We start from the raw sequence: 14,141 nt of genomic DNA on the forward strand, positions 1-14,141 counted from the left end.
TTATACAAAGATACAAATTTGTACTGATGTTCATTTTTGCGTGCTTGCAGGTAACGTTCCGGCTATGAATAGTAGCGGATTTTAAGGTAATTAACTTTCGGGTTACTACTATCTTTCCTATTAGTCATTGCTCTTTGATTTATCACTATCCCCGCTATTATTTATAGCCATTGTTAGCATTCGTTTTAATTCTTCTGATGTAGGAACCTTTCCTTTCAGATTGCTAGGTAATTCCTGTGTTAACTTATACGAAGAAACTCCAATCGGTTTATTATTTGTTCTCAATGTGTATTCAACTTCAAGATTGTCTTTTATTGGGCAAAGAATTATTCCGATAGATGGATTGTCGTCTGGTTGTTTCTCTTGTTCATCCAATAATTCAAGATAGAAGTTCATCTTACCTGCAAATTCAGGCTCAAATTCAACAGTCTTTAATTCAATAGCTACCAAACATTTCAATATCCTGTGATAAAACAGAAGGTCAATGAAGTATTCTTTTTGGTTCAGTTTTAGTCGGTACTGATTGCCTATAAAGCTAAAACCGTAACCAAGTTCAAGGAGTAAATCACGAATATTTTCAACTAACCTATTTTCTAGTTCTTTTTCCAAAATAGGTTTGGTAATTCCAAGAAAGTCAAGATTATATTCACTCTTCATTGCTTCATTAGCTTGTTCGGATAAATGAACTGGCAATGCTTTTTCAAAATTACTTTGTTTAGGGTCTTTTAAATGATGTTGATAAGCATTTGCTTTTATTTGGTTGAGTAGAACGGCTCTACTCCAACCCAATTTGTTCGTAGCGTCTAAGTAATATGCTCTTTCTTCAATATCTTTTACTTGATGAAGGATTAATAAATTTTGCCCCCAAGGAATGGTTAACGCTAATTCTAATAAGTCAGCATTATCTTTGTATTCTAAGTAGAATTGCCTCATTCTCCATAAATTCTGAGGAGAGTAGCCTTTTACACCATCAATGATTTTATTAATGTCTTTGGATAAGGTATCAACAATAGATTTTCCCCAATTATTCTTTTCTTGGTTTTGGACAATCAGTTTCCCAATTTCAAAATTTTGAGCAATATGATGTTTGTTTAGTGCTTTATAAGCTTCATATTTAGTAGAACTGATTGTGTTGACAATCTCTTTGAAAAATTCATTATATGTAGTTAAATCATTCATTTGGATATTTCTAATTCTCGCACAGGTGTGATAGAGATTGGTAAATTTCAAATCTCTCACAGCTGTGAGAGATTTACTTTTTAGTCGGTAATAATAATTCTCTAATATCAACATCTAGAATTTCAGCAATTTCTGCTAAAGTCTCAATAGACGGTTGCATATCATTTGTACACCATCTTGAAACAGTCGTCCTATTTTTACCTACTTTTTCAGCTAACCATTTGTTTGTTCTGTCTTGTTCAGCTAAAACTACCCGTATTCTATTATAATTCTTTTTACTGGTCATTTGAATCGTTTTAGACTATGTAAATAGCATTTAGTGTAAAAATAGTTTATTAAAAAGAATTGAATTTTTAACTTTTTAAACTATATTTGAATCGTATTACGTAACTATTGATTTGTTTGAAGATTCAATGATGTATTATGAGTAACTAAAATTAAAAAATCATTTTTATTATGATGAAGTACACAAAAGCAGATTTAGAAAGGATTGTTTTTACTCAATTAGAGAATTTGAATGCAATGAATGACCTTTTGAGCATTATGAAAGTCCAAAATGAATTGATTCAAAATGCGAATAAAAAATTACGAGATGAGATTTCAGAGTTTAAGCAGAAGCAATATCCAAAAACAAGAAGAAAATCAAATTAATCAGGCTTTGTTAGTAGTTTCAAGTTTCTCATTGAAATCTTAGTTTTGATTCCATATAGGTCTTTACGCATAGAAATGATAAGTTCGTTAAATTCCGATTCTTTACCTGATTCCAAAAAGTTTTTCATTGATAATAAAACTTTATCGGAGGCATAAAGTATCATATTAATCCATTCTGCATTTAGTTCATTATAAAGTCTTTCTTTTGAATCAATATCAGGTCTCTGTACAATGATTGTTGTCCCTTCTCTTTCAAAATTAACATAGGTATAACAGAGTAGAATAATTGCTTTGTATCTAGTTTCTTTGAATTGATGTTTTGTCTCGGATTTTCTTTTTTTATCAGCAATGAAAAAATCAAGAAGCCCTTTTAGTAGTCAACCTAAACCAATAAGTCCTATTGCAGATATTATTTCTTGGATTGTCATCTCTGTTTTAATGTCTCGTCCTAAAATAGGGCTACAGTTAATTATTAAAATTTATGCTACATTTTTGTGCACGTAATTAGGTGTTTTATAATCTAAAGATAAATGTAATCTTTTATTATTATATAATTTGATTGCATTTTTTGTTGCTTTTTTGGCGTGATTGATATTTGTAAATGTTTGGTCGAGGAAGAATTCATCTTTTAAAATTCCGTTAACTCTTTCGGCCATTGCGTTTTCGTAGCAATGATTTTCTTGGGTCATACTGATTTGTATCTTTTTTCTTTTCAAAATTTGAGTATAAACATTGCTACAATATTGTATTCCTCTATCAGAATGATGTATGATTTCTTCGGTATTTTTAGTTTGATAAATAGCTTTATTTAAAGCTCTAACACAGCCTTTAAGTTCTAAACTATCACTAATATCATAGCCTACTATTTTTCTTGAATACATATCAGTAATAAGTGCTAAATAACAAAATCCATTTATAGTTCTTATATAGGTAATATCCGAAGCCCAAACTTGGTTAGGTCTATTAATGATCAGGTCTTTTATGATATTTTTATATTTATAAAAACGATGGTAAGAGTTGGTTGTTTTAGAAGAATATTTTTTCCTTCTAATTAACAAATTATTTTCTTTTAAGATTCTAAATAACTGGTCTCTACCTATATTTATATTCTGTTTCCTAAAATCATTATGTAAGGATTTCATTAGCTTTCTAGTACCTTCTCTGGGTAATGTTTTCCTGCTTTTTTTAACAAGCATTATTACATTTTGTTCTATTTGTTTTTTAAGAACAAACCTTTTTTGATATTTGTAATAAGCATCTCTTTTTAACTCGAAAGCATTACAAATAGTAGCGATGGCGTACCTTCTTTTTTTTCTATTAATCGGTGCTATTTTCATTAAGGCTTTATGTTTAAGTTTTTTTTTAATTCTTCAACATTTTTATAGCCAAGATTTTCAGCAGCTACTTCAAGATAACTATCATTCACAAGTTTATCTAGATCCTTTTTAATAAGAAGATCTTTGAGTTGTTTTAGCTCTTTTTGAAGGGCTTTAATACGGGATAATTCGTCGTCTGTTTGCACGGTTACACGGGTGTTCATTAAATCTTTACGGTCATATTTTTTAATCCATACGTTTATCGTACTAGATTGTATGCCGTAAGTTAAGGCAATTTGTCTTTTGGAATGGTTTCCTTTGGTAAGTTCTGCTAATACTTTGAGTTTAAAACTCTCACTATAACGTCTTACATATCCATCATTTTTATACATATACTTGTTGTTTTTTGTATACATATTTCAGGACGGGTCATAATGAATGCTAACGGTCTAGTATAAGAGTAGCGGACTTAAACACACTAACTTTTCGGATAAACACAGACCTTTTTTATATTTACTTACTTTCGTTTTAGCTCTAAAACCGCTATTATTTTTATACATTGTTGTACACTGGCTTTTTTCATTCAGTTTGTCAATCAGCGTTGGCGTGAAAGCTCTTTTAAATTTGTGAGGCACGAGCAAACTTTAAATGTGCTTGAACTTGCGTTGGCTTTATTCTAAATATTTTTTCAATATGGCTTCTTTCTGTTTTGGAATTTCAGCTATTTCTGTTTCAAATGCCGTAATTTCTTTCTCTAAGTTTTCTATTTCAATATCCACTTTTTCCTGTTCTGCCATTGTAGGAAGTGGAATTTTAATTCCTTGAATTCTATCTATTGAAGCTCTTTTTGTTCTTGAAAATCCAATTTGCTGTCCTTCTTTATCTAAACAATATGCAATATATCTAGCTTTCGCAATTGGTTGTTTAATTCTCAAATAACCACAATGGTCGGTTGGATAAAATGGTTTATTCGCAGGAATTACATTTACCATCCAATCTCCATCTATTCCCCAAACTACCGAAGAAGTTGAAAAATCGGTTAAAAGCTCTTTATTTATAAACCCAAAAGGTTCAAAAACATTAGCACTATAAACTGGATATTTTCCTTGATTGCTTATTTCACTTTTTAAAACTCTTTTTCCAATTTTAGTTTCAAAAATATCTGTGTCGCCTAATCGTACAGATTTAGTTGCTTTATTAAACAAAGTTTCTAAAGCAGTATTTATGTGTTCTTTATGCGTTATTATTTTGTTTTGTAAATCTTGTTCTTGCTTTTCTAAAACCTCAATTTCATCAACTATTTTTTGTTGAATATCTAACGGTGGAAGCGGTATTTTAAAATTCAGTAAATCTGTTTTAGATAAATTAAATTGAACACTCCCAAAACCTAAGTTTCTAAGTTGAGTTCTGCTAATTTCAGATTTTAAAATACTATTTAGATAACTAGGGATAATTTTATCAAGTTTAAAATTAATAAATTTACCAACCCTTTGGTTTAAAAGAAAAGTAGTTTTACTTGTATTTTTAAAAATAGTGGGAATTGCAAGTATATTTAAATCACTATTCATATCAGTCATTGCAATAACAATATCTCCGTCTTTTAAAACAAAATCTTTATACTTTTCTGAAAAGTTATCAGGTAAAAAAGTTTTTTTATAATCTAAATCTAATACTCCTTTTAGTCTAATATTTGCTTGTCTAAAATTCAAAACTTTTGAACTTTCAACATAATCAGCACTTTTGAAAGCAAAACCATTTTGAAGATTAACAAATTCTTTGAGAGGGAACACATTCCACTTAGTCTGAATTTTTACTTTTTTTTTAATCGAAAGTGAAATATTTTGTTCAAAATCTGCTCGGTCAAATGTTAGCATATCAATTAAGTTTTGATAGCTTACATTTTTTTCAAGCGTTTCAGCAATGTCTAAGTCGAACTTGTTTTGAGTAAATGCTCTGTAAATATAGGTGCTAGCTTTATTTTCGTTAGTGAAACTTTTCATATCGTAAAGATGTGTACATTCATCAATGGTTTTGCTGCGCTGTATAGGGTGCATTCCTTCATTCCCTCTACGATTACTAAAATCGTAACCTAAAAACTGTTTTTCTTGTGCTTTTTGCCCTGTTTTAACTAAAACTACTTTTTGATTATATGTAAGAATAAAATAAAGTAATTTGTCTTTTTCTATTTCTAGTATTTTACTCCATTTATCATCTTCTTTTTTTGCTTTTATCTTTTTGTCGTATTCATTAAATATTTCGTGTTGCTTTATAGCTTCGTTCGGTTTTTTGTTCAATAAAGTTTTGTAATCTTGAAAAGAAATATTTTCCCAAACGTGAGAAATATATTTTTCTATTGGTTTTTCAATACCATTTATAGTAATGTCTTTAAGGTTTATAAAGAATGTAGCTAGCGATTTTTCTACTTGTTCAGCAATGGTATCTTCTCTACGTTTTAAAAATAAAGTAACCGTATTTGTTCCTGTAGCCATAAAAGTTCCAGAGCCTAGTTCTGTAATGGCTATAATGTCAAAAGCTTTTAAAATAATTTCTCTTGCTTGTGAATACAAACCCGAATTATTTAAAATAGAACTTGGTAATATTATGGCTGCAATTCCGTCTGTTTTTAGTAATTGTTTAGTACGTTCAATAAACAAACATTCTATTTCAGAACTTCTATCGCTTAGGTTGTCAAATAATTTAAAGTCCTCATTAGCAGAAGCGTTTTTCAAATCTCCTTTAAAAGAACTTACAGAATATGGCGGATTTGAAACAATAAATGAAAATTGAGGTTTTTCTGCGTTTTTCTTTAATAGACCTCTGTAACTTTTAGAATGTTTGAAACTATCTAAACCATCTCCGTGTATAACTTGTGCTAAACCATCTCCATAAAAATAACAACCAACTTTTGCAACTTTTACTAAACGATAATCTTTTTCTATACTATAAACATATTTACTTGCCCAATCGTATTTGTTAATTCTCCAAGCATTTACGTTTGTTTCGGCATCATCAGTTTCTAACCTTGAGGTGTCAATGTCATTTTCAATAACACGTTGGTATTCTTCCATTACTTCGGTTAAGAAGTGACCACTACCAACACTATAGTCAATTACGGCAGGAAGTTCTGGAATTGAGTGGTTTAATTGTTTCTTTATATATTGAGAAATAGGTAATGAGCGAACTATGAAACGCGTAATTGGTGGTGGTGTAAAAAACTGACCAGCTTCTTGTTTTAAACCAGTTGTTAATAGACGTTCAAAGAAATCGCTTAAATGTTGTTGTTTTCTAGGATAACGAATTCTAAATTTTTGAAGTAATTGAACTACTTCTTTTAATACTTTTTGATTGTCCTCAAAAGTTTCTTCATCAAATACATCCTTTATATCGTAAACCTTATTGAATAGTAAAATATGTTTCTTTTTTTCTTCTAATTCTTTTTGAGTTTTGTAGCTAAACATATCATCCGAAATTCCTCTAACTTCTTTTTTTAAGAAGTCATACATTCCAAATTTGTATAGGTTTATAAGTCTTATTTGAAAATCAACTGCATTGTCTTTGTGTTCTTTCCATTGAAAATCAAGTTCCTTATCATCTCTCTTTTTTTCATCAAATATTTTAGCGAGAAAAAGGTTAAAAATCTTATTAAATGCGTTCGGTTTGTCTGAAACAGAATGCTTTCTAAGAATAGATAAAAATTCGTGAAATATCTTTTTGCTATCTTCTTCGTTCAGTGTTTTTAAATCCTTTTTGGTTAGTTTCTTGCTTTCAAACAAATAAGGTTTTACCCAATCGTCAAATATTCCGTTGGTATTGGTTACTTTATTCCATCTATCATAAACATCTTCTACATTTCCAGCTTGTCTGTAATGCTCCTCAATTTTTATGATTTCATTTTTAAACTGGATTTTGTTTTTGTCCAATTTAGAAGCATATAGCATCAAAATATCAGCAGACTTGTCTTGTTGAAAATAGGTCATTAACTGACCGCCATTTGTTTCAGTCTTTTTAAACTCTTTTTCAAATTCTTTTCCCCAAGTCTTACATTCTATCATTAAATAGGCAGAGCCATCTTTACGAGTAACAAGAATATCTAGCCAACCACCGCTTGCTCCGTGTCCGACTGTGTATTTTTTTTCTAAGATTATATGTTCTAGTTTATAACCTTTTTCTAGTAATCTGTCTATACATTCTAAAACAACCCAATTTTCAGTTTGTGAAAAATTTTGAGTAGTTGTTCTTCCTCCAATTATTTTGTTTCCGAAATCAAATTGTTGTTTTTCAAAATCAATTTCAATAGAATATCCGTTATAGTTTTTATGAAAAATTCCAGAAGTATTTTCTCTAGGTATAAATCCTAATACTTGTATGAGTTTTTTTGTATCCATCTCAATTAGAATTTTAATTTTCCTTGTTTTGCGTTTATTGCTTTGATATAAGTTGACTGGTCTTCTGCAACTTTAAATATTCTATCAGAACATTTATATTCAAAAGCTTCTTTTGCGAATTTATCAGCAAAATACAAGTCTTTAACTTGGCTATAATCTAGTTCAAATAATTGGGCGAGTAATTTCAATTTGCCAACTGGAAATTTTTTATGGTCATTTTCAATTTTACTAACAGCAGGTGTATTAATTTTGACTTTCGCTCCGAATTCAGTCTGACTCCAACCTTTTTCTTCTCGGTGAATTTTTATGTAGTTTCCGAAACTTGCCATTAGTTTATTATACTTTTTATTGTTTTACCCAATTTTGGCAAAGTTATATATTTCTCAGTCTTTAAACAATTTTTTTTTGACATATAAAAATCATCTTCATAAAACTTATTGTCAGTGTTGGGAAAAGGCAAGCTCTTTTTATTTTTTGAGGCACGAAAAAAATGAAATGTGCGCGTCTGTGCGTCTGGATTCAGCTGTCTCGTCCTAAAATAGGGCTACAGTTAATTATTAAAATTTATGCTACATTTTTGTGCACGTAATTAGGTGTTTTATAATCTAAAGATAAATGTAATCTTTTATTATTATATAATTTGATTGCATTTTTTGTTGCTTTTTTGGCGTGATTGATATTTGTAAATGTTTGGTCGAGGAAGAATTCATCTTTTAAAATTCCGTTAACTCTTTCGGCCATTGCGTTTTCGTAGCAATGATTTTCTTGGGTCATACTGATTTGTATCTTTTTTCTTTTCAAAATTTGAGTATAAACATTGCTACAATATTGTATTCCTCTATCAGAATGATGTATGATTTCTTCGGTATTTTTAGTTTGATAAATAGCTTTATTTAAAGCTCTAACACAGCCTTTAAGTTCTAAACTATCACTAATATCATAGCCTACTATTTTTCTTGAATACATATCAGTAATAAGTGCTAAATAACAAAATCCATTTATAGTTCTTATATAGGTAATATCCGAAGCCCAAACTTGGTTAGGTCTATTAATGATCAGGTCTTTTATGATATTTTTATATTTATAAAAACGATGGTAAGAGTTGGTTGTTTTAGAAGAATATTTTTTCCTTCTAATTAACAAATTATTTTCTTTTAAGATTCTAAATAACTGGTCTCTACCTATATTTATATTCTGTTTCCTAAAATCATTATGTAAGGATTTCATTAGCTTTCTAGTACCTTCTCTGGGTAATGTTTTCCTGCTTTTTTTAACAAGCATTATTACATTTTGTTCTATTTGTTTTTTAAGAACAAACCTTTTTTGATATTTGTAATAAGCATCTCTTTTTAACTCGAAAGCATTACAAATAGTAGCGATGGCGTACCTTCTTTTTTTTCTATTAATCGGTGCTATTTTCATTAAGGCTTTATGTTTAAGTTTTTTTTTAATTCTTCAACATTTTTATAGCCAAGATTTTCAGCAGCTACTTCAAGATAACTATCATTCACAAGTTTATCTAGATCCTTTTTAATAAGAAGATCTTTGAGTTGTTTTAGCTCTTTTTGAAGGGCTTTAATACGGGATAATTCGTCGTCTGTTTGCACGGTTACACGGGTGTTCATTAAATCTTTACGGTCATATTTTTTAATCCATACGTTTATCGTACTAGATTGTATGCCGTAAGTTAAGGCAATTTGTCTTTTGGAATGGTTTCCTTTGGTAAGTTCTGCTAATACTTTGAGTTTAAAACTCTCACTATAACGTCTTACATATCCATCATTTTTATACATATACTTGTTGTTTTTTGTATACATATTTCAGGACGGGTCAAGCTTGTGTACAACGGTCTAGTATAAGAATAGTAGCGGATTTTATACACTCTAAATTTTCGACTAAACACTGTCTTTATTTATATTTACCTACTTTCGTATTAGCACTGAAACCGCTATTATTTTTATACATTGTTGGCAACTGGGCGTTATTCCGTTCGTGTTTCAAATTCGAAATTCAGTCCAAAATTCGCTATAAAAGTTCTTTGATTCCATAAGTTTTTTGTGACTCCCAAAGTCAGTTATAATTCCGTTTTCCAAAACATAAATTCTGTCAGCAATTTTCGGCAAAGAATGTAATCTGTGAGAAATGAAAATTATTGTCAATTCAGATTTTAACTTATTCAGCAAGTCCAAAACAAACTGCTCCGTTTTTCTGTCCATTGCAGAGGTGAATTCATCCAATAACAAAACCTTTGGCTTTTTGTATAAAGCACGCATTAAGGCAATCACTTGTTTTTGTCCGCCTGATAGATTAATACCTTCCTCTCCAAGAATGGTGGTGTAACCTTGTGGTAAAGAGTTTATAAAAGTTTCAAAACTGTAATCTTGACAAAACTTAATAATGTTTTCTGGTTTATCTTCTTGACCTAAAAGAATATTTGTAATAACATTTCCTCCAAAAATGGTAACATCTTGTGGTACAACACCTAAAATATTTCGCCAACTTATTGTATCTAGTTCAGTAAGTTTATTTTGGCTATTGACAATTATTGTTCCAATTTCAAAGATATAGAATTTTTGCAGGATTTGACCTAATGTACTTTTTCCGCTACCGCTTTCACCAACAATAGCAATGCACTCATTTTTTACGACCTTAATATTAATGTCTTTTAATAATTGACTTCTACCAGCAAAACGAAAAGATATATTTTTAATTTCAAGCGAATTGAATTCTGAAATTTCAATATTCCCTTTTTGTTCCTTTTTAATTGAAGCAAACTCATACATTCTATTAAAAGCGATTTTAGCTTCGTTTATAGGTATGGTTATTAATGCAAGACTAGCTACAGATGGTAACAAACTGCCTGCAATACCTAGAATCGCCATAAGTTCGCCTAACAACATAGTCTCATTATAGACTTGAATAGATGTGTAAATTAATATTCCCATTAAAAACAACACATTAAATACCCCTGAAAATACAGATAAACGAACATTTATTTTGCCAAGATTAAAGGCTTTTTCTTGGAAATTCCCATAAATAAGTTGATTTATTTTTTGAAATATAGATTGCCTATTATTATTTTTAATGGCTGCAATACCTTGCATAGATGTAATATAATTACTCTCGCTAAAAGCATAACCTTGCATTACTTCTTTCTGAGCACTAATAATCCGTTTATTAAAGCTATAAATTAGAAAAAAGTAAAAGGGTAAGCTGACAAATGCAATTAAGCCAGTTTGCCAAGAATAGTAAAATAAAAGACCTAAAGACACAATTGTAACTAATGCATTAATAACCACATTTCCAACAACTATTTTAATAACACGTTGAACACGTTGTGTATCATTTAATCGTGCTACTAATTCACCTATTTTTCGTGTATCAAAAAAAGGTTTAGGTAGATGTAATAACGAAGTGTAAAAACTATCTATAATACGGTTATTAAAATTTTTGGTTTGACGGATTAAAAAATAATCTCGTAAGGCTGTAAATAACACATTAACCAATAATAGAAAAGCAACTAATATTATTCCTGTAATAAGTTTATTAAAATCTTTTGAGGGCAATATATCATCAATTAGTTTTTGTGAAAATATCGCCATTGCCATACTTAAAATAGCTATTCCTAAACCTAATAAAATACTAAAATTAATTAATCTATAATCTTCTTTTAGAAGTTTTAAAAACCACTCTTTTTTATCTTTTGCTTTCGTCTCTGCCTTTACAAAGTTGTTATTAGGCGTAATTGTTAAGCAGGTTTTTGATTTCCAAATATTCTCTAATTCTTCTTTTGTGTAGGTAGTAATCCCTTTTGCGGGGTCGCCAATAGTAAATTTATCATCTCTATAGCCATAGCAAATTACATAATGCTGTAAATGGTTTTCAATAACAACGTGTAATATTAATGGTTCTTTATGGTCTATTATTGCTTGTATATCAGCTTCGTTACCTTGTGATGTGAATCCTAATTGATTTGCAGCTTGATATAAGCCTAAAAGTGTTGTGCCTTGTTTCGTTGTACCGCTTAATTCTCTTAATTTTTCTAAAGAGTTATTACCTTCGTAATATTGTATCAAAGATAACAAACACGCTACACCACAATCGCTTTGTTCATGTTGTAATATAAAAGTTTGTTGTAACTTTTTTTCAGATAGTTGTAATGGTTTACGCATTTACTTTTAAAATCTATTTATTAACAATTCTTAATATTCCTATGGCATTTAGTTGTCCTTTATGTGTTTTAATTAGGTTTTGTTCTTTGTCATAGATTAGGGTAAAAGGAATTGAATTTGCATTAAATAGTTTTGAGAAACTATCTTCATTGTCATTTAAAAAAATGATATTTTCTTTGTTGTTGAGGTTGTATTGCCCTGAAAACATTTTAATTTTATCAGCAGGTTCAGTTGATATGAAAATTAACTGAATATCTTTAAATTTATCTATACTATCAGCAATGCTTTGGGCTTCGTATTGGCAATAATCACATTCACTATTAAAATATAAAAATACTGTTGACAAATTAGGATTTAAATTGTTGTTAGCAAAAATTGTATTATTTAATGTTGCATAACTAAAATCAGGAATAGTTTTAATACTATTAGTAACAGCATTTTTTTCTTGTGATTTAGAGACAACGTTATACCCCAAATATGATAGTAAGATAAATAATAATACTATAAAAAGCGTTTTTCTTTTACTCATAGATTAACTCATATTTAAAGTGAAAAACATTATACCAACAATCCAAATAAGTAAAGCTACGCCATAACTGCTCACAACAATAGACAGACCTTTATTTGTTGTGATTTTTAATTCTTTACCTAGAAAATATGACAGTATAAACCAATAAGCTAATTCAAATAAATTTAATGTTTGAAATAGATATATAAACCAAATTTGTAAGCTCTCATAACCAACAATATTTAATGCTGATAATGGGTAAAAATACTGTAAATCTTCTAACGTATAATTTTGTTTAAATATATAGAACCAACCTGTTTTAAATATAATTACCAATAAGAAAACAAACTCTGCTTGTGTAACTATATAAAAAAGGCTCTTGTATTTTGCTTCTTTATTAAAGAAAAAACAACCTGCATCTAATATAGCAGCTATTATGGATATTTTAATTAATAAAAGTATTGGAATTAAAGTGTACCCTATCCATTGCCACTTTTTATTAAAATTTAAAATCTTATTTAATTGTTCAGAAGTAAGTTGTTCAGCTAAAGAATTTGCTACTAAACCATCTGTATTTAATAATTCTTTAGAAAGAATTGTTAAAACAAAAGTCAATAAGATTAATAATAAAAATCTATAGTTTCTCATAATAATATTTACACATTAACTTAAAGTATTTTTCAACTCTTTCATTAATCGGTTCACATTTTTTACATTTCTATTAAAGTTTACACCAGAATCAAGTAAGTCTTTTGAGAAAATTAAAACTTCTACCTTATTATCTGTTGCCAGTTCTTTTAAATCAAATACCATAAGCTCTCCTGCAGGTGCTAACCATTTTTGTTCTACTCGTGCAATTATGATACCTTTTTCTTTATTTTTATATTGAATAGGGTAAAATAATTTTTTTAATAGTTTTTGTATTTCATCAAAGGTGTCGTTAATAGCTGCACTAACGATAATACTACTTGAATATTTTACTACTCCCATTTTTTTAATTTAACCATTTTAATTGATTTTCATATTTTTTACCAATCATCTTGTCTTTAAAAAGTTGTTTTATTTCTTCATTTGATTCAAAATCAGATTTCATTATTGTTTCAATAATATTACCTTCATCAAGAATTAAAAATTTATCACAAATATCAATTACTAAATCTAAATGATGTGAAGTTATTAATAATGTTTTTTTTCCTTTTAAGGATAAGATTATATCTTTTAATTTATTGGATGTATTAAAATCTAAATTAACAAAAGGCTCATCATAAACAAGCACATTTGGATTATGAATTAATGAAGCAGCTATACTTACTTTCATTTTGTTTCCAGACGATAATTTTTCAATCGATTTGTTTATATTATCAATTCCCATTAAAGCAGTAATTTCTTCAATTCTTTTTCTAATATCTTTATCATAAATGTTTTGAAATTTAGCAAAAAAATGTAAATATTCGATTGTATTAAATTCTCTAATAAAATAATGTTCACTCAAAATTATACCCAATCTGTTTTTATAAGAGTGGTCGTTATGGGTTATTTTCTTTTTATCAAAATATACTTCTCCTTCATCTAAAGAAATTAAATTACATAAAGCATTAATTATGGTAGTCTTTCCCGAACCATTGTTGCCAACTATTCCTACAAATTCATTCTCATTTATCTTAAACGAAGTATTATTGAGAGCTGTAATAGACTTATATTTTTTTGTAACGTTATTAAAATGAATCATGTATAAAAAGTTTTAATAAAAATGAGGCAATAGTAATAATCAAAGCGAACACAAATAATACAAATGTTAATATATTCTTTTTAATGAAAAAGGTATATTTTGTAATTCCCAAAAGCAAAAAAAAGTTCTTATACATTTTATGGCTAATAGTACTACTGTTGATAGTAAGTAGAATAATAGATATGGTAAATAAAAAGAAAT

Annotated in this window: 14 protein-coding genes; 1 reads left to right on the plus strand and 13 read right to left on the minus strand. The window is 28.7% G+C overall.

What is annotated here, in order from left to right:
- Positions 1 to 120 precede the first annotated feature (120 nt).
- Together GKR88_07780 and GKR88_07785 are read right to left on the minus strand one after the other, a co-directional pair.
- A complete protein-coding gene (locus GKR88_07780) occupies positions 121 to 1,179 on the minus strand; it encodes a DUF1016 family protein (protein ID QMU64195.1) in 1,059 nt (352 codons plus the stop codon).
- A gap of 73 nt (positions 1,180 to 1,252) precedes the next feature.
- Positions 1,253 to 1,465, minus strand: a complete 213-nt coding sequence (locus tag GKR88_07785; protein ID QMU64196.1) for a helix-turn-helix domain-containing protein — start codon at positions 1,463 to 1,465, stop codon at positions 1,253 to 1,255.
- A 167-nt stretch (positions 1,466 to 1,632) separates the two neighbouring features.
- Here GKR88_07785 and GKR88_07790 point away from each other — a divergent pair, with 167 nt between their 5' ends.
- Positions 1,633 to 1,830: a hypothetical protein gene (locus GKR88_07790; protein ID QMU64197.1), complete on the plus strand. Its 198-nt coding sequence runs from the start codon at positions 1,633 to 1,635 to the stop codon at positions 1,828 to 1,830.
- A 479-nt stretch (positions 1,831 to 2,309) separates the two neighbouring features.
- Here the strand turns inward: GKR88_07790 and GKR88_07795 are convergent, their stop codons facing one another.
- The 11 genes from GKR88_07795 to GKR88_07845 all read right to left on the minus strand — a co-directional run bounded on the left by GKR88_07795 (position 2,310) and on the right by GKR88_07845 (position 13,940).
- Entirely contained in the window at positions 2,310 to 3,167 is an 858-nt protein-coding gene (locus GKR88_07795) for an IS3 family transposase (GenBank protein ID QMU64198.1), read from the minus strand.
- Positions 3,167 to 3,538, minus strand: coding sequence for a transposase (locus GKR88_07800; GenBank protein QMU64199.1), 372 nt, complete (start codon positions 3,536 to 3,538; stop codon positions 3,167 to 3,169). The genes GKR88_07795 and GKR88_07800 overlap by 1 nt, the downstream gene beginning before the upstream one ends.
- 279 nt (positions 3,539 to 3,817) lie before the next feature.
- Complete coding sequence (locus tag GKR88_07805) at positions 3,818 to 7,531, minus strand: N-6 DNA methylase (GenBank protein QMU64200.1); 3,714 nt, start codon at positions 7,529 to 7,531, stop codon at positions 3,818 to 3,820.
- Between the two features lie 5 nt (positions 7,532 to 7,536).
- A complete protein-coding gene (locus tag GKR88_07810) occupies positions 7,537 to 7,860 on the minus strand; it encodes a helix-turn-helix domain-containing protein (GenBank protein ID QMU64201.1) in 324 nt (107 codons plus the stop codon).
- 235 nt (positions 7,861 to 8,095) lie between these two features.
- Positions 8,096 to 8,953, minus strand: coding sequence for an IS3 family transposase (locus GKR88_07815; protein ID QMU64202.1), 858 nt, complete (start codon positions 8,951 to 8,953; stop codon positions 8,096 to 8,098).
- A complete protein-coding gene (locus GKR88_07820) occupies positions 8,953 to 9,324 on the minus strand; it encodes a transposase (GenBank protein ID QMU64203.1) in 372 nt (123 codons plus the stop codon). Before GKR88_07820 ends, GKR88_07815 begins: the two co-directional genes overlap by 1 nt.
- Positions 9,325 to 9,528: 204 nt before the next feature.
- The gene (locus GKR88_07825) at positions 9,529 to 11,703 is read right to left on the minus strand and encodes an ATP-binding cassette domain-containing protein (GenBank protein ID QMU64204.1); all 2,175 of its coding nucleotides are present in this window, start codon (positions 11,701 to 11,703) and stop codon (positions 9,529 to 9,531) included.
- 13 nt (positions 11,704 to 11,716) lie between these two features.
- Positions 11,717 to 12,232: a redoxin domain-containing protein gene (locus GKR88_07830; protein ID QMU64205.1), complete on the minus strand. Its 516-nt coding sequence runs from the start codon at positions 12,230 to 12,232 to the stop codon at positions 11,717 to 11,719.
- A gap of 3 nt (positions 12,233 to 12,235) precedes the next feature.
- Positions 12,236 to 12,859 carry a hypothetical protein gene (locus GKR88_07835; GenBank protein QMU64206.1) on the minus strand — a complete coding sequence of 208 codons (624 nt, stop codon included), beginning with the start codon at positions 12,857 to 12,859 and terminating at the stop codon, positions 12,236 to 12,238.
- Positions 12,860 to 12,874: 15 nt separating this feature from the next.
- Positions 12,875 to 13,201, minus strand: a complete 327-nt coding sequence (locus GKR88_07840; GenBank protein ID QMU64207.1) for a hypothetical protein — start codon at positions 13,199 to 13,201, stop codon at positions 12,875 to 12,877.
- 4 nt (positions 13,202 to 13,205) lie between these two features.
- Positions 13,206 to 13,940, minus strand: coding sequence for an ATP-binding cassette domain-containing protein (locus tag GKR88_07845; GenBank protein QMU64208.1), 735 nt, complete (start codon positions 13,938 to 13,940; stop codon positions 13,206 to 13,208).
- Positions 13,941 to 14,141 lie beyond the last annotated feature (201 nt).

It is taken from the genome of Flavobacteriaceae bacterium, from assembly GCA_014075215.1.
Lineage (GTDB): Bacteria > Bacteroidota > Bacteroidia > Flavobacteriales > Flavobacteriaceae > Polaribacter.

Excerpts from the sequence above, each read along its gene's own strand:
- GKR88_07795 (QMU64198.1), bottom strand. The coding sequence starts at position 3,167 with ATGAAAATAGCACCGATTAATAGAAAAAAAAGAAGGTACGCCATCGCT.
- GKR88_07845 (QMU64208.1), bottom strand. The coding sequence starts at position 13,940 with ATGATTCATTTTAATAACGTTACAAAAAAATATAAGTCTATTACAGCT.
- GKR88_07835 (QMU64206.1), bottom strand. The coding sequence starts at position 12,859 with ATGAGAAACTATAGATTTTTATTATTAATCTTATTGACTTTTGTTTTA.
- GKR88_07780 (QMU64195.1), bottom strand. The coding sequence starts at position 1,179 with ATGAATGATTTAACTACATATAATGAATTTTTCAAAGAGATTGTCAAC.
- GKR88_07800 (QMU64199.1), bottom strand. The coding sequence starts at position 3,538 with ATGTATAAAAATGATGGATATGTAAGACGTTATAGTGAGAGTTTTAAA.
- GKR88_07840 (QMU64207.1), bottom strand. The coding sequence starts at position 13,201 with ATGGGAGTAGTAAAATATTCAAGTAGTATTATCGTTAGTGCAGCTATT.
- GKR88_07805 (QMU64200.1), bottom strand. The coding sequence starts at position 7,531 with ATGGATACAAAAAAACTCATACAAGTATTAGGATTTATACCTAGAGAA.
- GKR88_07820 (QMU64203.1), bottom strand. The coding sequence starts at position 9,324 with ATGTATAAAAATGATGGATATGTAAGACGTTATAGTGAGAGTTTTAAA.
- GKR88_07825 (QMU64204.1), bottom strand. The coding sequence starts at position 11,703 with ATGCGTAAACCATTACAACTATCTGAAAAAAAGTTACAACAAACTTTT.
- GKR88_07815 (QMU64202.1), bottom strand. The coding sequence starts at position 8,953 with ATGAAAATAGCACCGATTAATAGAAAAAAAAGAAGGTACGCCATCGCT.
- GKR88_07830 (QMU64205.1), bottom strand. The coding sequence starts at position 12,232 with ATGAGTAAAAGAAAAACGCTTTTTATAGTATTATTATTTATCTTACTA.
- GKR88_07810 (QMU64201.1), bottom strand. The coding sequence starts at position 7,860 with ATGGCAAGTTTCGGAAACTACATAAAAATTCACCGAGAAGAAAAAGGT.
- GKR88_07785 (QMU64196.1), bottom strand. The coding sequence starts at position 1,465 with ATGACCAGTAAAAAGAATTATAATAGAATACGGGTAGTTTTAGCTGAA.